Source organism: Paractinoplanes abujensis (genome assembly GCF_014204895.1).
Classification (GTDB): Bacteria; Actinomycetota; Actinomycetes; order Mycobacteriales; family Micromonosporaceae; genus Actinoplanes; species Actinoplanes abujensis.
The window spans coordinates 8,359,018-8,376,251 of record NZ_JACHMF010000001.1; the positions used below are offsets into that span (position 1 = coordinate 8,359,018).

A 17,234-nucleotide genomic window follows, 5' to 3' on the forward strand; every position below is an offset into this window, starting at 1 on the left:
GACGATACCGGGTCACAATTGCTGTGCGAGGAGGTGTACTCCATGCAAACTGGCGGCGTGGCTTTCACCCTGACGATCGACTGTGGCGGCGGCGGCATCAAGGGTTCCGTGCTCGACGAGGCGGGCACGATGCGCGCGCAACCCTTACGCGTCCCGACTCCGTACCCGTTGCCGCCCGAGCTCTTCGTGAAGACGTTGACGCAGCTGGGCGAGCGGCTCCCCGCGCACGACCGGGTCACCGTGGGCATGCCCGGCATGCTGCGCCACGGTGTCGTCGTGGCCACGCCGCACTACATCACCCGTTCCGGCCCCCGGACGAGGATCGACCCCGAGCTGCAGGACGCCTGGTTCGGTTTCGACGCCCGCACGGCGCTGGAGGACGCGTTCGGCCGGCCCACCCTGGTGCTCAACGACGCCGAGGTGCACGGGGCCGGGGTGGTCGCGGGCACCGGCTGCGAGCTGGTGCTGACCCTGGGCACGGGGCTGGGGTGCGCGCTGTTCGACGGGGGCGCGCTCGCGCCGCACCTGGAGATGAGCCAGGCCCCCGTACGGTGGGGAATGTCCTACGACACGTACATCGGTGAGCACGAGCGGCGTCGTCTGGGGGACGCGCTCTGGTCGCGCCGGGTGCGCAACGTCGTGGAGGGGCTGCGGCCCGTCTTCCTGTGGGACAGGCTGTATCTCGGCGGCGGCAACTCCCGCCTGATCACGGCGGCCCAGCTGGCCCGCATGGGCGACGACGTGGTGGTCGTGCCGAACACGGCCGGCATCGTCGGCGGCGTGCGCGCCTGGACCCTGAACGCCCGCTGACATGCGACCCGCGGCGATCCTGCTCGACTTCGGCGGTGTGCTGGCCGACGCGCCCCCGCAGCGGACGGCGCCGCCCGGGCTGGTGCTGCGCATCTTCAACCTGGCCGGTGGTGTGCTGACGCCGGGCGAGATCCAGCGCGCGCTGACCGAGGGCGCCGAGGCTTACGCGGCCTGGCGCGACGAGGACTGGCCGGACGAGCTGAGCCAGGCCGAGGTGTGGGAGCGGTTCATCCTGCCCGGCTGGCCGCCGGCGGCCCGGATTCCCGTACGGGGTGCCGTGCGCAAACTGAGTTACGAGTGGGCCTATCGGGACAGTTGGGCGCTGCGGCCCGGGATCGCCGAGGCCCTGCACTGCGCGGCCGACGCCGGTGTCGCGCTCGGCGTCGTGTCGAACACCCTCTCGGGCGCCGCCCATCGGGACTTCCTCGACAAGTCGCAGCTGGGCGACCTGTTCGCGGTGCAGGTCTACAGCGACGAGGCCGGCGTCCGCAAACCCAACCCGCAGATGATCTGGAACGCCACCGACGAGCTGGGCGTCGACCCGGCCGCGTGCTGGTTCGTGGGCGACACCCCGCGCCGGGACATCGTCTGCGGCCGCCGGGCGGGCATCGGCCGGGCCGTGCTCATGCCCTCACCCCGCACGATGGCCGAGCCGGGCGGCCCCACTCCCGACGACACCGTCGAGGACGGCTTCGCTTTGCGGGCACTGCTCAACCGTTCAGCAGACTGACGAGCCCCTGGGGAGCGCCCGCCCCGAAGATCAGGTCGATCGTCTCGCGCGCGGCGACGGCCTCGCTCTCGCTGCGCCGGAACATCGTTTCCTCGTACGTCTGCAGGGCCGTCCCCGGATCCGCGGCGATCGCCCGGCCCAGTTCGGCCCCGTCAAGCATCGCCAGGTTCGCGCCTTCGCCGCCGGGCACGGTCACGTGGGCCGCGTCGCCGAGCAGCGTGACCCCGGGCGTACGGGTCCAGCGGTGCCGGTCGGGGAGCCGGTGGATGCTGCGCAGGACCGGCGTGGTGTCGCTGTCGGCGATCAGCGCGACGAGCTCGGGCGCCCACCCCGCGAACTCGGCGGCGACGCGTTCCCGGGTGAGGGCGGCGCGGGTGAACCACTCGAGCGGGCGGTTGATGACCACGTACGTGTGGATGACGTCCCCCGCTTCCCGGTGGGCCAGGAATCCGCGCCCCGGCTCGAGGGCGTACATCGCGCCGGCCCCGACCGCCCGGGCCGCCTCGGGGTGCCGCTCGTCGACGTCGTGCAGGTAGGTGTCGATGTAGCACAGGCCCGCGTAGACCGGCCGCTCGTCGGAGACCAGCGCGCGGACCTTCGACCACGTACCGTCGGCCCCCACCAGCAGCTCGGAGACGGCCGTCGAACCGTCCGCGAACCGCAGTTGGTGACGGCCCCCGCCCACGGGCGCGGCAGAGATCAGCTTCTTTCCCCACCGTACGGTCTCGGCCGGCAACGACTCCAGCAGGATCCGCCGGATGTCGCCGCGCAGGGCCTCGGGACGGGTCAGCGAGCCGTCGTCGGGCAGTTCGGCCAGCATCGCGCCGTGCCGGTCGAGCACGCGCTGCGCCCCGCCGCCCGCGTGCACAATCGCGCGGAACTCCTCCGTGAGCCCGGCCGTCTCGAGCGCGCGCTGACCGTTGTGCTCGTGCAGATCGAGCTGGCCGCCCTGGGTGCGCGCGCCGGCCGAAGCGTCCATGTCGTAGACGGTGACGGGCACGCCGTGCCGGTGCAGGACGCACGCCAGGGTGAGTCCGCCCAGGCCGGCGCCGACGACTGTGATCATGATGTCTCCTTCTTTGGACCGGCGGTCCACTCACTCCACTATTGGACCGCCGGTCCAACTCTGTCAAGATGGTGGCCATGACACCTCGGCGCACCGACGCGTTGTCCCGCGAGCGCATCGTCGAGGCGGCCGTGCGGATCCTCGACGAGCAGGGCGAAAGCGGGCTGACGCTGCGGGCCGTCACCGATCGCCTGGCCACCGGGCGGGGTGCGATCTATCACCACGTCGCGAACAAGGACGAACTGCTCGCCGCGGCCGCCGACGACGTGATCCGGATCGGCGACGTCCCGATCCGGGAGCTGGCGCTGGCCGTCTTCGACGCGATAGACGCGCACCCGTGGCTGGGGGCGCAGCTCGCCCGCGAACCGGCCCAGCCCGCCGTCCTGCGGATCTGGAAGAGCGTCGGGACCCAGCTGCACCGGCTCGGGCTGACCGGGACGGCGCTCAACGACGCGGGGGCGGCCCTGGTCAACTACGTGCTCGGCGCGGCGGCCGCCCGTCGCGCCCCCGACGAAGCGGCCCGCCGGGACTACCTGGAGGAGCTGGCTGCGCAGTGGGCCGGGAGCGACACCGATCCGCTGGTGCAGGAGGCGGCGGCGCTGCTGAGCGACCACGACGACCGGGCGCAGTTCCTGGCCGGCGTGGACATCTTCCTGCGCGGGATCAGCGGTTGATCAGCTGCCAGACCTTGGTGTGCCGGGTCGGCACGCTCTCCAGGGAGACCGGCACCGGAATGTCGTAGGCGGCCCGCTCGATCAGACCGGAATTGGGCAGGTAGGCCCGGCCCGGATCGCCCACCAGCACGAGCGCGCCGCGGCCGGCCGCGCGGCGCAGGAACGGCAGCACCCGGGCGGCCATCTCGCGGCTGTAGAAGACGTCACCGGCCAGGATCACACCGTAGTCGTCGTCCCGGTCCTCGTCCGCGTCGAGGATGTCCTCCTCCAGCACGATCACGTCGACGTGGTTGGCCGCGGCGTTCGCGGTGGCCGCGGCCAGCGAGTACGGGTCGATGTCGTTGGCCGTCACCGGATGCGCCCCGGCGACGGCCGCGGCCACGGCGACCAGGCCCGAACCGGTCGCGAAGTCGAGCACCGAGCGGCCCGCGACCAGGTCGCGGTGGTCGAGCACATGCCGGGCCAGGGCCTGCCCGCCGGCCCAGGCGAACGCCCAGAACGGCGGGGGCTGAGCCACGCCCGCCGCCTCCGTCTTCTCCCACAGCACGATCGGCTCGTCGGCCTGGAAGAGCGTGATCTCGGGGACGAACGGGACGGGGGCGGCGGTCGTGTTGCCGCGAATGAACTCCAGAAGCACAACCTGATTGTCCCCGGTTCCTCAACCGGGCCCGCGCGGGACCGATCAGACGGCGCACGATCCCCACGGAAGAAGGACCCACACATGCCGGCTCGCTGGGCCGCCCTCTTCGGCGGCTGGATGGCTGCGCTCGCGGTGCTGTTCGTGCTGGTGCCGACCGGCGCGCAGACCCCGGTGCGCCTGCTCGGGGGCATCACCGCCGTGGTGGTGGTGACGCTCGGGGTGCGCCGCAACCGGCCCGCGCACCGCTTCCCGTGGCGCATGCTGACCACCGCGCTCGTGCTCTCGGTGCTGGGCACGGCGTTGTTCCGCGCCGCCGGCTGGGCCCCCGCCGTCGTGGGCGACCTGGCCGATCTCGGGTCGCTGCTGACGCTGGCGAGCTATCCCGTGCTCGCCCTCATGCTCGTGGCCTTCCTGCGGCGTCGCGCGGGCGCCCCGCACGACCGCGCCGCGCTGCTCGACTCGCTCACCGTCACGGCCGGCGTCGCCTTGCTGTCGTGGAGCTTCGTGATCGGCCCCAACCTGCAGGGGGCGGTGGCGCAGACCTGGCAGCAGATCGCGTTCCCGCTCGGTGACCTGCTGCTCGTCGGTGTGCTGGCCCGGCTGCTGGTCGGCGGGGCCACCGTCCGGGCGGGCCAGGTGCTCGGGGCCGGGCTGGCCATCATGCTGATCAGCGACGTCGGGTACGAGATGTCGCTGCTGGGCGGGCCCACGTACATCGTCGGCCTGGGCCGTTTCGCGCTCTACACCGCGGCCGGCCTGGCCGCGCTGCACCCGTCCATGGCCGACCTCGACCGCCCGGCCGGTCTGCCCGTGGCCCAGCTCGGCCGGGGCCGCCTGGCGCTGCTCGGGATCGCCTCGATGACCGCCCCCGTGGTGCTGCTGGTGCGCATGGTGCGCGACGGCGAGGTGCCCGACCTGACAGTCGTGGCCGCCCTCAGCGCCCTCACATTCCTGCTCGTGCTGGTGCGGATGGCCGACATCATGGCCGGTCACCGGCAGGCACTGGCCCGGGAGCGGGCGCTGCGCGAGGCGTCGGCCGCACTCGTCTCGGCCGCCGACACCGAGCAGGTCTCCGACGCCGTACGGACGGCCGTGGCGCACCTGCTGCCCCCGGACACCCCGCACGCGGTGGTGCTGGCCGTGACGATCGCTCAGAACGGGCCGTTGTCGCCCGAGGCCGCGCACCAGGCGGCGGTGGACCGCACGACCGGGACCGCCGCGCGGATCATGCCCACGCGGGACGTCGACTGGGCGGTCTCCGTACGGCTGGCGCACCTGCCGATGACGCTGCGCTGCCCCCTGGTGCTGGCCGACCGGCCGACCGGTGACCCGCTGCTGGGCGTGCTGCACGTCGCCGCGCCCGCCCCGCAACTGCCCGGGCTGTTGCGCGCGATCGAGGTGCTGGCCACGCAGGCCGCCCTGGCCCTGGAACGGATCGGGCTCAGCCAGGAGGTCATCCGCCGCAACAGCGAGACCTATTTCCGTACGCTCGTGCAGAAGACCTCCGACGTGATCCTCATCGTCGACGAGGAGAACCGGGTCCGGTACGCGAGCCCCTCCGCGGCGGGCGTGCTCGGCGACGACCCGACGGGCTACCCGCTGCCCGCCGTGATGCACCCGGCCGAGCGCACGCGGCTGACGGAAGTGCTGGCCGCCCTCCGTACGGGGGAAGGTCTGCAGGAGGGTCTGGACTTCCGCGCCCTCGCCGACGTGGTGCTCGAGATGCACGGGCAGGACCTGCGCTCCGACCCGACCGTGGCCGCGCTCGTGCTCACCCTGCGCGACGTGACCGAGCGGCGCCGGCTCGAGGCCGAGCTGACCCACCGGGTGTTCCACGACGCGATGACAGGGCTGGCCAACCGGGTGCTCTTCCACGACCGGCTCGGGCACGCGCTGGCCCGCGGCGCCCGCGACGGCTCGGTGGTGGGTGTGCTCTTCATCGACCTGGACGACTTCAAGAAGGTCAACGACACGCTCGGGCACGCGGCGGGCGACCAGCTGCTGATCGGCGTGGCCGACCGGATCGCGGGCGCGCTGCGCGCCGACGACACCGCGGCCCGGCTCGGCGGTGACGAGTTCGCCGCCCTGGTCGAGAACGTGCAGGACCCGGGCGCGGTCGAGGAGACGGCCCAGCGCATCCTGGCCGCGCTGGCCGAGCCGATCACCATGGACGACGGCTCCGAGCTGACCGCGGTGGCCAGCATCGGCATCACCACCACCCCTGAGGCCGACACCGCCGACGAGCTGCTGCGCCAGGCCGACCTGGCCCTGTACGTGGCCAAGGGCGCCGGCAAGAACCAGTGGCGCCGCTATCAGGCCCACCTGCACGGCGCGATGGTGGAACGGCTGGAACTGCGCTCGGCCCTCGACCACGCGGTGCACGAGGGACATTTCCTGCTGGCCTACCAGCCGGTGGTGGACCTGCGCAGCGACGAGGCGGTCGGCTTCGAGGCGCTGGTGCGCTGGCACCACCCGACCCGCGGGGTGATCGCGCCGGCCGAGTTCCTCGAAGTGGCCGAGGAGAGCGGCCTGGTCGTGCCGATGGGCCGATGGGTGCTCGACCAGGCCCTGCACACGGTGGCGCAGTGGTGGCGCACGCTGCCGCCCAGCCGCCGGCCGTACGTGAGCGTCAACGTGTCGGCCCGGCAGTTCCGCGACGGCGCCTTCGCCGAGCAGGTCAAGCAGTCCCTGGCCTACGCAGGGGTGCCCCCGCAGGCGCTGATGCTCGAGCTGTCGGAGAACCTGCTGGCCGGCGAGCACGACCCGATCTGGGCCGAGCTGGCCGCGCTGCGTGGACTCGGCGTCGGCATCGCGATCGACGACTTCGGCACCGGCCGCTCGGCGCCGGGCGACCTGCGCCGCCGCCCGATCGACGTGGTGAAGATCGACAAAACGTTCCTGGACGACACGGCGCTGGTCACCGGCCTGGTGACGCTGGCCCAGTCACTGGGCCTGACGGTGATCGCCGAGGGCATCGAGGACGCCGCGCACCGCGACATGCTCATGCGCCTGGGCTGCCCGCTGGGCCAGGGCTACCTGTTCTCCAGCCTGCTCGACGGCACCGAGGCGCTGAGCCGCATGTCCGGAAGCGCCGGCCTGCCGCTCGTTGCCTGAACCCCTACAAGTACCCGGGCCCATGTGGTTCAACCACCCCGGGCCCGGGTAGGCGATAGGGCATGCGTGTCGTGATCGTCGGAGCCACGGGGAACGCCGGAACCGCCCTGCTGCGCCGTTTGAGCGCGGAACCGGACGTCGAGCTGGTGGGCGTCGCGCGCCGGTTGCCGTCCCCCACCGGGGTGTATGCCGAAGCCACGTGGCACTCGGTGGACATCGGCGCCTCACCCGCCGAGGACCGGCTGGCCGAGGTGTTCGCGGGAGCCGACGCGGTGGTGCACCTGGCCTGGCAGATTCAGCCGAGCCACGATCAGAAGCTGCTCTACCGTACGAACGTGCTGGGCAGCCGCGCGGTGGCCAAAGCGGTGCTGCGGGCTGCGGTGCCCACGCTGGCCTTCGCGTCATCCGTCGGCGTCTACTCGGCCGGCCCCAAGAACGCGTACGTGCGGGAGAGCTGGCCGCGGGCCGGGGTGCTGCAGTCCTCGTACAGCCGGCACAAGGCGCTCGTCGAATGGATGCTCGACCAGATCGAAGCCGACCACCCCCAGCTGCGAGTCGTCCGGCTGCGTCCCGGGCTCATCTTCCAACGCGCGGTCGGCACCGAGATCTCGCGCTACTTCGCGGGCCCGCTGCTGCCGGCGTGGCTGCTGCGCCCGCAGTGGCTGCCCGTGGTGCCGTCCCATCCGGGACTGCGCATGCAGGCGGTGCACGCCGACGACGTCGCCGACGCGTACGCCCGGGCCCTGCTCTCCGACGCCCACGGCGCGTTCAACATCGCCGCCGGCCCCGTCCTCGACCCCGCGGTGGCCGCGCGCACGTTCCACGGCGTCCAGGTGCCGGTCCCCGGCTTCGCCCTGACCGGCGCGGCCGCCGCCACCTGGTGGTTGCGGCTGCAGCCGGTCGACGCGGGCTGGGTGCACCTGGGCCTCAAAGCGCCGCTGATGTCCTGCGACCGGGCCGCCACCGAACTCGGCTGGAGCCCGCGCCGCGACGCCGTGAGCGCGCTCAAGGAGCTGGTCGCGGGCATGGCCGACCGGGCCCACGACGACGCCGGTCCACCGCTGGCCGGCCACCCCGACCTGCCCGGGCGGCTCGGCGGCCTGCTCAAGGGCCGCCTGCCCGGCACCGGCAACCCCTACTAGAGCGGCACCGACGTTCGGCGATCATGCACCGCGTCGACGTCACGGTCCGTTCGGACCGGCCCGTCCCGGCCGTCGGCAAAGGCGTGACCAGATCGAACGCGGCTTCAACCAGCGTGCGCACTGGCGCGGACCGGCAGCCCGAAACGACAAGCGGGGCGCTCATTCAAGCCACATCGACCTCGTCGGAAGGCTCGATTGGCTCCGCGCCGTACCCGACGGCCTTGATCCAAGAGGCAGACAGGGGCGTGCGAATCCGTGTGGCTTGCCGGTGCGTCTGAACGATCTGGGGCCCGTTCGTAGATCATCCTGTTGCTGGTCGTATCAGTGGCCCGCCCACCGGGGGACCTCCACCCTAAGCACGCGCCGGGCGGGCGGCCGAGTTGTCCACAGGGGCTGGACTTTTCCACAGGGCGAGAAATCGCGGTGGCGGTGGGCCGGAGCGGTTGCCACGATGCCGGCGTGACTGACGGTTCCCTGATGCGGCGTGTTCGGAGTCTATGGGTTGAGCTGGCCGGTGTGCCGGCCTCCGGCTCGGAGGACAAGGACGTGATCGTCTCGCCGCGGTCGCGGCTCTGCCCGCCAGGGTGGTGCGGGATCGTCGATCTGGGCTCGGTCGCGATCGTGACCGCGCCTGATGCCAGGTCGGCTGCGGCTTTGCGGCCGGCTTTGTCCACTGCCGACTGGTTGACTCGGCTGCCCGTGGCCGAGGTGCTGGGGCCGGCGACGCTTCTGTATTGCGACGGGGAGAGCTTCCGGCCGGCGTCGGGTCCCGCCGATTTCGTGCGCGGGGTCGACGAGGCGACGGCTGATCAGGTCGTGGCGTTGCCGGCGGCGCATCCTGACGTGGTGGCGTTGCGAGCCGGGGTCAGCGCCGACGAGGACGGCGAGGCGGGGCTCGCGGACATCACCTCGCAGGCGTTCGTCGTGCGGGGGAAGGCTGCGGCCGGTTATGAGGTGTGGCCGCGAGCTACGGCTCATTTGAGTGTTCTGACGGCCATCGAGTGGCGCGGGCGGGGGCTGGCTCGGCTGGTGGCCTCGGCGGCGACTGCTGACGCGTTGAGCAAAGGACTGATGCCGCAATGGCGGGCGCGGCCGGAAGCGTCTCGGCGGGTGGCTCGGGGCCTGGGTTTCCGGGAGTTCGGCACCCAGCTCAGCATCCGACTGGGCCCTGTCTCGTAGCCGGGGGCGGCGCGAGGTGGGCGAAGCGGGGCGGCGGGGCGAGGTGGTGGGACGACGTGGCGCGAGGTGGGCGAAGCGGCGCGGTGGGGCGAGGCGGTGGGACGACCTGGCGGGGGGCGACGCGGTGAGGTGAGGCGGCGAGGCGGGGCGAGGCAGGGACGGCGCTAGGTGGGCGCGGCGTGGACACGGCGGTTGACTGAAGGGCCATTTATGAAGATCAACACGGGAAATGGACGAACCGCCCCGGCGCCGGAGAATCGGCGACGAGGCGGCTCGGGATCGGGGTGACTCAGGCGGTCACGTGGTGGTGCAGGGGGAACCGTTCAGGGCGAAGCCGGCCGGGGCCGCGGAGGAGCCGTTGTGGGTGACCTGGAATCCGAAGGAGGCGTTGCCGCCGGGGGCGATCGTGCCGTTCCAGGCGATGTTGCGGGCGGTCACGGCGCCGCTGGTGCCGGTCAATGCGGCGTTCCAGGAACTGGTGATCGTCTGGCCGGCCGGCAGGTTGAAGGCGAGCGCCCAGCCGTTCACTGCGGTCGATCCGGTATTGGTCACGGTGACATTGGCCGTGAGGCCGGTATTCCACGTGTTGGTGGCGTAGGTGACGCGGCAGGAAGCGGTTCCGGTGGGCGGCGGTGTCGTGGCCGGGGGATTACTGGGTGTGCCCCCGCCGCCGTTCACTTGGGCGCTGAAATCGGTCACCGCGAGGCCCGTGCCACCGATCCACGGCTCGAATCCGGCCTGAATGCTTGTCAAATACCAACTATTCGTGATGGCGCCGCGATTCTGCGTGTCCCGGATGAAGTCGAGGACGCTGAAGCTCCAGCTGCTGATGGCCGACGGGGCGACGTAGGAGATGACGGCATTGGAGCCGTTGCTGCCCTGCCATACCTGCCACGTGCGGCCGCCGATGGTCGCATTGCCGACGATCGAACCGATCGGCTGGATGGAGCCCTGCCGGTTGAACCAGATCATGATTTCCTGCTGGCTCACGCCGTCCTTCTTGGGCGACGGGTCGAGCCAGATGTCGTAGGCCGCGTCGTAGGTCGCTCCCGACACGTACCGGTAGCTGATGCTGCTCGTCGCGCTCGAGATGTCGCTGACCCGGATGGGCAGGTTGGTGCCGGGCGAGCAGTTGGTGTAGTGGCAGCCCAGGTAGACGGCGGGGTAGGAGACCGGGGCGCCGCTGGTGTTGCCCGTGCCCTGCTGGCTGGTGATCGCGAATCCGGTGCTCGTCACGTTGATGCACTGCTGGGCCGAGGTGCCCCAGCGGTTGTTCATCACGACGTAGCGGCCGCCGATCGTGGTGCTGCCGTACTGGTCGCAGATCAGGGTGTCGGCCGCGGCCGGGCCGGCCACGGCGAGGGAGGTCAGGGCGGCCGCTGCGAGCAGGCCGGAGGCCAGGGCGGCGCGGAGAAGACGTCGCATTTCGTCAGCTCCTAGGGGAGGGGGAACCCGTGGGGACGGGCGTTTGGGAGCGCTCCCAAGTCACGTTACAGGACATTCACGAGCGTGAAAAGAGTCCGTACCGGGCCGGGCCGGGGCGCCGCCTCCGTCGGGTACAACCAGCGGCAGAATTGCGACATGCGGAAGGGGGCAATTTGCACCAGGCCTTATCGCAAGCCAGAATAAAGGCGCATCGACATTCCACGGCGAAGGCGTGCGCGCAAAGTCGTGGCTCAAATGACATCGTGGTAGGAGCGGGGCACACCATGGCCAAGCAGGTAATAACCCTTCTGACCGACGACCTCGACGGTGGCGAGGCGGATCGCACCGTCGAGTTCGGACTGGACGGTGTGAACTACACGATCGACCTCTCCGAGAAGAACGCCGGCAAGTTGCGTAAGGCGCTCGACCCGTTCCTGGGTGCGGCGACCCGGGTGGGCCGCACCGCGGTGGTGTCGCCGACCCGTCGCGTCGCCCCGGCCAGCACGGGCCGGGCCAGCCGCGACCAGAATCAGGCGATTCGCGAGTGGGCCAACAAGAACGGGTACGAGGTCTCCGAGCGCGGGCGCATCCCGAGCCACATCGTGGAGGCGTACCACAGCAAGCGATAGGTTGAGCCAGCAAGCGCTGAAATGACGGCGTCGCCGATCCACGGCGGCGCCGTTTTCTTCGACAATGGGGTGAAGCCATGCCGGTGGTAATCGTGACGGGGGCGTCCAGCGGAATCGGTCGGGTCACCGCGGAACGGCTCGCCGGCAACGGCTTCACCGTGGTGCTGGCGGCCCGCCGGGCGGACAAAATCGCCGCCCTCGCCGAGCAATTGCCGAACGCCGTCGCGGTGCCCACCGACGTACGGGATCAGCAAGCTCTGACCGAGCTGGTCGCGCGGGCCCGGGCGATCACCGGTCGGATCGACGGCCTGGTGAACAACGCGGGCGTGGGCGGGGTGGCGTCGGTGCTCTCCGAGGACGCCGCGGTCGAAGGCATGATCCAGGTCAACCTGCTGGCCCCGATCCGGCTGATGCGCGCGGTCGTGCCGATCATGCGCGAGCAGCGCGGTGGCGCGATCGTGAACATCGGCTCGGTCGCGGGCGAGGTCGGGATGAGCGGCGTCTACTCGGCCACCAAGTTCGCTTTGCGGGGCATGACCGATTCCGTACGGCGGGAACTGGCCGGCACCGGCATCGGCGTCACCCTGGTCGAGCCCGGATACATCGCCGGCGACGCCAACCGGAACCGCTCGGGGCTGCCCGGCCCGGAGATCGTGGCCGCCGCGGTGGAGAGCGCCCTGCGGAGGCCGCGCCGCCGCGTGATCGTGCCGGCCAAGTATCGGGCCGCAGTGCTGGCCGCCCACGTCTTCCCCGGGATCGCCGACCGCATGTACGCCGGCAAGGCCGCGGGCAAGGGCGACGTGAAGGGCCGCCTCTGACCGCCGGGATGATTCGGGCTCGGCGCGGGTACCTGAACGGCATGACCGATCCGAACAGCGCCGAGTCCGGGCCCACCCGGACGGACGAGTCCGAGCAGACCGGCGGTGACTACGAGTACGACGAGGTGCACGGCGGCGGGAACGAGCCGACCGTGCCCGAGCATCTGTCCGACGACCCGCCGCCGGCCAAGGAGCCCGAGTAGGCGTCAGGGCACCGGGGGCCGGTGATCCTGCGACCAAGACGTACTCGCGAAACGGAACCGGAAGTCAGATTCCGTTTCGGTGTATGGTCGTCGACGTGAATCGAACGCGTCGTATCCCCCTGAACGCGACCTTCGCCGTCCTGGCGGCATCGGTCGTCGTCTACACCCTGATGCAGTCCCTGCTGACGCCCGTCCTGGCCACGATGGTGACGGAACTGCACACCACGCAGGGCACCGTCACCTGGGTCCTCACCGCGTACCTGCTGTCAGCCTCGATCTTCACCCCGATCATGGGCCGGGTCGGCGACATGCTGGGCAAGCGGGGAGTCCTGGTCTTCACTCTTCTGGCGCTGGCCCTGGGGTCCCTGCTGGCCGCGCTGGCCACGAACATCACGGTGATGATCATTGCCCGGGTCGTCCAAGGAGTCGGCGGTGGCGCCCTTCCGCTGTCCTTCGGCATCATCCGTGACGAGTTCCCGAGGGGCCGGGTGGCCGGGGCGGTCGGGCTGATCGCCTCGCTGAGCGCGGTCGGCGGCGGTCTCGGCATCGTCCTGGCCGGTCCCGTCGTCGACGCCCTGGGCTACCGCTGGCTGTTCTGGCTGCCCATGATCGCGACGCTGGGGGCCGCCGTCGCGGCGCATTTCACGGTGCCGCCCTCACCCGTACGCAGTGGCGGAACGGTGAGCTGGCTGCCCGCGGGGCTGCTCTCGGCCTGGCTGGTGTGCCTGCTGCTGGCGATGAACCAGGCGCCCGCGTGGGGCTGGGGCTCACCGGCGGTCCTGGGCCTGCTGATCGGGGCCCTTGTGCTGGGCGGGCTATGGATCCGGGCGGAGCAGCGCGCCGCGACTCCGCTGATCGACCTGCGGATGTTGCGCCTGACCGCCGTGTGGACCGCCAATCTGGTGGCTCTGCTCACCGGGGCCGCGATGTACGCGGTCTTCGCCTTCCTGCCGCAGTTCGTCCAGACCTCTCCGGCCGCGGGCTACGGCTTCGGCGCGAGCATCGCCCAGGCCGGTCTGCTGCTCCTGCCCTCGTCGATCACCATGTTCGCGGCCGGGGTGGTCGCCGGTCGGCTGGCCTCGATCGCCGGCGCCAAGCGCGTCGTCGTCCTGGGCTGCCTCATCGGTGGCGCGTCCCTGGCCCTGCTCGCCGCCGCCCACGAGCACACCTGGCAGATCTACCTGTCGTCGGCCCTCATCGGCGTCGGGCTCGGGCTCGTCTTCGCGGCGATGTCCGCTCTCGTCGTCGCGGCCGTCCCGCCGTCGCAGACCGGCGTGGCCAGTGGCATGAACGCCAACATCCGGACGATCGGCGGCTCGGTCGGTGCGGCGCTGATGGCAAGTGTCGTGACGTCCCACGTGATGCCTGACGGCCCGCCCGAGGAGTCCGGCTATACACTCGGCTTCGCCGCGATGGCGGTCGTCCTGGTGTTGGCCGCCGTGGCCGCGCTCCTGATACCCGAGCCGGCCGTGCCACCGGCACCGGAGACCGAGAAACCCGCCGCGCCGGGAGAGGAGCCCTCGTGCGCCGAGACGCGGCCCGAAATCAGGAGCTGATCCTGCGGAGCGCCCACGAGGTGTTCTCCGAACAGGGAACCGAGGTGGGCCTGGACGTGGTGGCCGGCCGGGCGGGCGTCGGGGTCGGCACCGTGTATCGCCACTTCCCGAACAAGGACCTCCTGCTCGATCAGCTCGTGAGCACGATGTACGAAGACCTTGTCGCCATCGCGCAGGAGGCCCTGGCGCGGGGCGACGGCACGGGTCTGGAGGAGTTCCTGCGCCGGCTCAGCCGATCGCTGATCGACCACCTCGGCTATTCCGACCGGTTCGTCAGCGCCCGCGGGCCGGGCGTGGGCGAGCAGCTCGACGACCTGTTCGACGACCTCCTGGCGCAGGCCAAGACGCATCGCACGATCAACGACAGCACCACCAAGGCCGACCTGCAAATTCTGATCTGGGGGGTGCGCGGTGTCGTCGCCGTGAGCGGTTCCGTCGCCCCCGACGCCTGGGAGCGCTTCCTCGACATCCATCTCGCGGGCCTGCGCGCCTCCCCGTTCCCCAGCACTCAGCCGGGCCCGGACGCCGCGCAGATCAGCAAGATGCTGGACGCCCGCGCCAAGAAGTGACTACGGCGCGAGCCGCAGGGCCCCCGGGGCGTGCGCGGGGACGGCCGGGCTGACCGGGGCGATCGCGGGCAGCCGCACGTACGGGGAGCCCAGCGGCGGGCGCGGGTCGGCTGCGCCCTTGTTGGGCCACAGCGAGAGGGCCCGTTCGGCAAGCGCCGTGATGGTCAGCGAAGGGTTGACGCCGAGGTTGGCGGGCACGGCCGAGCCGTCGATGACGTGCAGGCCCTCGTACCCGAACACGCGGTGGTAGGCATCGATCACGCCGGTCGTGGGCGCGTCGCCGATCGTCGCGCCGCCCAGGATGTGCGCGGTCATCGGGATGTTGAAGACGTCGCCCACACCGCCGCCGGGGAAGCCGCCGATCCGTTCCGCGATCCGGCGTACGGCGTCGTGGCCGATCGGGATCCACGTCGGGTTGGGTGCGCCGTGCCCGGGGCCGGTGGTCAGGCGGCCGCGGCGGGTGCGGCGCACGGTCAGCGAGTTGTCGGCCGTCTGCATGACGAGCGCGATGATCGTGCGTTCGCTCCAGCGGCGCACCGACAACGAGCGGAGCAGCACGTACGGGTGGCGCAGGGCCTGGGCGAGGAAGCGCACGGGCCGGGGCAGCCGGCCGCCGCCGTCGACCAGCACGGTGGTGAGCAGGCCCATCGCGTTGCTGCCGGGCCCGTACCGTACGGGCTCGATGTGGGTGGTCTCGTCGGGGTGGAACGACGAGGTGATCGCCACGCCGCGCGAGAACGGCTCGGCCGGGACGCCGGCCGTCTGCGCACCGAGCAGCGCTTCGGAGTTCGTACGGGTCAAGGACCCCAGCCGTGGCGACAGGTCGGGCAGGACACCGCTGTCGCGCATGGCGTGCAGCAGGCGCTGGGTGCCGAGAGCGCCGGCGGCCAGGATCACGTCGCGGGCGGTGAAGGCGCCGTCGTTCACGATCCAGCCGTCGCCGGTGCGGCGCAGCGAGGTGACCTGTGTGGACGGATGCACGACGGCCCCGGCCCGCTCGGCCAGGTAGAGGTAGTTGACGTCGAGCGCGTTCTTCGCCCCCACGCGGCAGCCGATCATGCAGTTGCCGCATTCGGTGCACCCCGTACGGGACGGGCCGGCCCCGCCGAAGAACGGATCAGCGACCTGTCTGCCGGGTTCGCCGAAGAAGACTCCCACCGGCGTACGGCGAAAGGTCTCGCCCACCCCCATGTCCTCGGCGACCTGACGGATCACCACGTCGGACGGGGTCATCGAGGGCTGCTCGGTCACCCCCAGCATGCGCGACGCCTGGTCGTAGTGCGGCGCCAGCTCGGCCGCCCAGTCGGTGATGCCGGCCCAGCGCGGGTCGTCGAAGAACGTCTGCGGCGGCCGGTAGAGCGTGTTCGCGTAGACCAGCGAGCCGCCGCCGACACCCGCGGCCGACAGCACCACGATGTCCTTGAGCAGGGTGATCCGCTGGATGCCGCGCAGGCCCAGCTTCGGCGCCCAGAGGAAGTTGCGCAGGTCCCACGAGGTCTTCGGCAGCGTCTCGCGGGTGAAGCGCCGGCCCGCCTCGAGCACGCCGACCCGGTAGCCCTTCTCGGCCAGCCGCAGGGCGCTCACGCTGCCGCCGAAGCCGCTGCCCACGATCACGACGTCGTAGTCCACCATCAGACGGCCGTCAGCAGAACCTTCAGATGCCGCCCGGAAGCAGCGTCGGCGAAAGCGGCCGCGGCCTCCTCCAGCGGATGCGCAGCCGTCACCATCCGCGACACGTCCACCCCTCCCGAACTCAGCAGCCGCATCGACTCGGCGAAATCGGCCGGCAGATACGTCGCGCTGCCCTGAATACGCAACTGCGCGTCCTGAATCAGCGGCAGCGGAATCCGGACGTCGGCCGGCGGCACCCCCACCACGACCACGGTCCCGCCCTTCATCACCAGGCCCAGCGCCTGGTCGGTCGTCGACTGCTCGGCCACACAGTCGAACACCACGTCGGCGCTCTCGCCCAGCGCCTCCCGCACACCGGCGACCGCGTCCCCGGTGGCGTCGATCGCGGCATCGGCCCCGAACTCCAGCGCCCGCGCCCGCGACGCCGCCGACCGCGCGGTCATCACCACCCGCCGCGCCCCGTACGCCCGAGCCACCTGCAAGGTCAGGATCCCGATGGTGCCCGCCCCGAGGATCGCCACTGCCTTCCCCCGTACGCCCCCGGCCAGCCCCACGGCGTGCACCGGAGTGCCTAGCGGCTCGATGAACGCGGCCTGCTCCCACGACAACCCGTCGGGGATCACGTGCAGCCGCCGCTGATCGATCGTGAAGTAGTCGGCCATGCCACCCTGGTCGTGCGCGCACCCGAAGAACCGCAGCCGCTCACAGATGTTCTGCCGCCCGGCCAGGCACTGCTTGCATTCCCAGCACGGCAGGAAAGGCTCTAGCGTGACCCGCTGGCCCACTGTCACTCCGGTCACCGCCGGCCCGACGGCCTCGATCGTGCCGCACACCTCGTGCCCCGGCGCGTACGGCAACTCGATGAACGGATGCAGCCCGGCCAGCGCATGAGTGTCCGACCCGCAGACCCCGGCGACGGCCGTGCGCACCAGCACGTCACCCGGCCCGGGCTCGGGCACCTCGGCCGAGACCACCGACACTCCGTCACCCGAGACGATCACCCGACGCATTCCCACGAGCAGACCCTAGCCCCCGTACGGGGTCATG

General features: G+C 71.6%; 16 protein-coding genes. 11 read left to right on the plus strand and 5 right to left on the minus strand.

Annotation, left to right across the window (positions count from 1 at the left end):
• Positions 1-57: 57 nt before the first annotated feature.
• Positions 58-810 (plus strand): ROK family protein, encoded by a 753-nt coding sequence (locus BKA14_RS38550; RefSeq protein ID WP_184955659.1) that lies wholly within the window; start codon positions 58-60, stop codon positions 808-810.
• A 1-nt stretch (position 811) separates the two neighbouring features.
• Positions 812-1,540 (plus strand): HAD family hydrolase, encoded by a 729-nt coding sequence (locus BKA14_RS38555; RefSeq protein ID WP_184955660.1) that lies wholly within the window; start codon positions 812-814, stop codon positions 1,538-1,540.
• Here BKA14_RS38555 and BKA14_RS38560 read toward each other — a convergent pair.
• Positions 1,521-2,606: an FAD-dependent oxidoreductase gene (locus tag BKA14_RS38560; protein ID WP_184955661.1), complete on the minus strand. Its 1,086-nt coding sequence runs from the start codon at positions 2,604-2,606 to the stop codon at positions 1,521-1,523. The genes BKA14_RS38555 and BKA14_RS38560 overlap by 20 nt on opposite strands.
• 77 nt (positions 2,607-2,683) lie before the next feature.
• Between BKA14_RS38560 and BKA14_RS38565 the strand changes: the two genes are divergently transcribed.
• Complete coding sequence (locus BKA14_RS38565) at positions 2,684-3,280, plus strand: TetR/AcrR family transcriptional regulator (RefSeq protein WP_239092695.1); 597 nt, start codon at positions 2,684-2,686, stop codon at positions 3,278-3,280.
• Here BKA14_RS38565 and BKA14_RS38570 read toward each other — a convergent pair.
• Complete coding sequence (locus tag BKA14_RS38570) at positions 3,270-3,917, minus strand: class I SAM-dependent methyltransferase (RefSeq protein ID WP_184955663.1); 648 nt, start codon at positions 3,915-3,917, stop codon at positions 3,270-3,272. The two genes, BKA14_RS38565 and BKA14_RS38570, sit on opposite strands and share 11 nt — an antisense overlap.
• 84 nt (positions 3,918-4,001) lie before the next feature.
• On the opposite strand from BKA14_RS38570, the gene BKA14_RS38575 reads away from it, so the two are divergent.
• From BKA14_RS38575 to BKA14_RS38585, 3 genes are all read left to right on the plus strand, one after another.
• Positions 4,002-7,034 (plus strand): putative bifunctional diguanylate cyclase/phosphodiesterase, encoded by a 3,033-nt coding sequence (locus BKA14_RS38575; RefSeq protein ID WP_184955664.1) that lies wholly within the window; start codon positions 4,002-4,004, stop codon positions 7,032-7,034.
• A gap of 62 nt (positions 7,035-7,096) precedes the next feature.
• Positions 7,097-8,176: an NAD-dependent epimerase/dehydratase family protein gene (locus tag BKA14_RS38580; RefSeq protein ID WP_184955665.1), complete on the plus strand. Its 1,080-nt coding sequence runs from the start codon at positions 7,097-7,099 to the stop codon at positions 8,174-8,176.
• A gap of 423 nt (positions 8,177-8,599) precedes the next feature.
• Positions 8,600-9,355 carry a GNAT family N-acetyltransferase gene (locus BKA14_RS38585; RefSeq protein ID WP_221477418.1) on the plus strand — a complete coding sequence of 252 codons (756 nt, stop codon included), beginning with the start codon at positions 8,600-8,602 and terminating at the stop codon, positions 9,353-9,355.
• Positions 9,356-9,652: 297 nt separating this feature from the next.
• Here BKA14_RS38585 and BKA14_RS38590 read toward each other — a convergent pair whose 3' ends face one another.
• Positions 9,653-10,780: a glycoside hydrolase family 12 protein gene (locus BKA14_RS38590; protein WP_184955666.1), complete on the minus strand. Its 1,128-nt coding sequence runs from the start codon at positions 10,778-10,780 to the stop codon at positions 9,653-9,655.
• Between the two features lie 284 nt (positions 10,781-11,064).
• On the opposite strand from BKA14_RS38590, the gene BKA14_RS38595 reads away from it, so the two are divergent.
• From BKA14_RS38595 to BKA14_RS38615, 5 genes are all read left to right on the plus strand, one after another.
• Complete coding sequence (locus tag BKA14_RS38595; RefSeq protein ID WP_184955667.1) at positions 11,065-11,409, plus strand: histone-like nucleoid-structuring protein Lsr2; 345 nt, start codon at positions 11,065-11,067, stop codon at positions 11,407-11,409.
• A 77-nt stretch (positions 11,410-11,486) separates the two neighbouring features.
• The gene (locus BKA14_RS38600) at positions 11,487-12,227 is read left to right on the plus strand and encodes an SDR family NAD(P)-dependent oxidoreductase (protein WP_184955668.1); all 741 of its coding nucleotides are present in this window, start codon (positions 11,487-11,489) and stop codon (positions 12,225-12,227) included.
• Between the two features lie 41 nt (positions 12,228-12,268).
• Entirely contained in the window at positions 12,269-12,430 is a 162-nt protein-coding gene (locus BKA14_RS38605) for a hypothetical protein (RefSeq protein ID WP_184955669.1), read from the plus strand.
• A 95-nt stretch (positions 12,431-12,525) separates the two neighbouring features.
• A complete protein-coding gene (locus tag BKA14_RS38610) occupies positions 12,526-13,986 on the plus strand; it encodes an MFS transporter (RefSeq protein WP_239092694.1) in 1,461 nt (486 codons plus the stop codon).
• Positions 13,953-14,555: a TetR/AcrR family transcriptional regulator gene (locus BKA14_RS38615; RefSeq protein ID WP_184955671.1), complete on the plus strand. Its 603-nt coding sequence runs from the start codon at positions 13,953-13,955 to the stop codon at positions 14,553-14,555. The genes BKA14_RS38610 and BKA14_RS38615 overlap by 34 nt, the downstream gene beginning before the upstream one ends.
• On the opposite strand, the gene BKA14_RS38620 is transcribed toward BKA14_RS38615, so the two are convergent.
• Both BKA14_RS38620 and BKA14_RS38625 read right to left on the minus strand, forming a co-directional pair.
• Positions 14,556-16,184, minus strand: coding sequence for an FAD-dependent oxidoreductase (locus BKA14_RS38620; protein ID WP_275412382.1), 1,629 nt, complete (start codon positions 16,182-16,184; stop codon positions 14,556-14,558).
• A 2-nt stretch (positions 16,185-16,186) separates the two neighbouring features.
• A complete protein-coding gene (locus BKA14_RS38625; protein ID WP_184957206.1) occupies positions 16,187-17,197 on the minus strand; it encodes a zinc-dependent alcohol dehydrogenase in 1,011 nt (336 codons plus the stop codon).
• Positions 17,198-17,234 lie beyond the last annotated feature (37 nt).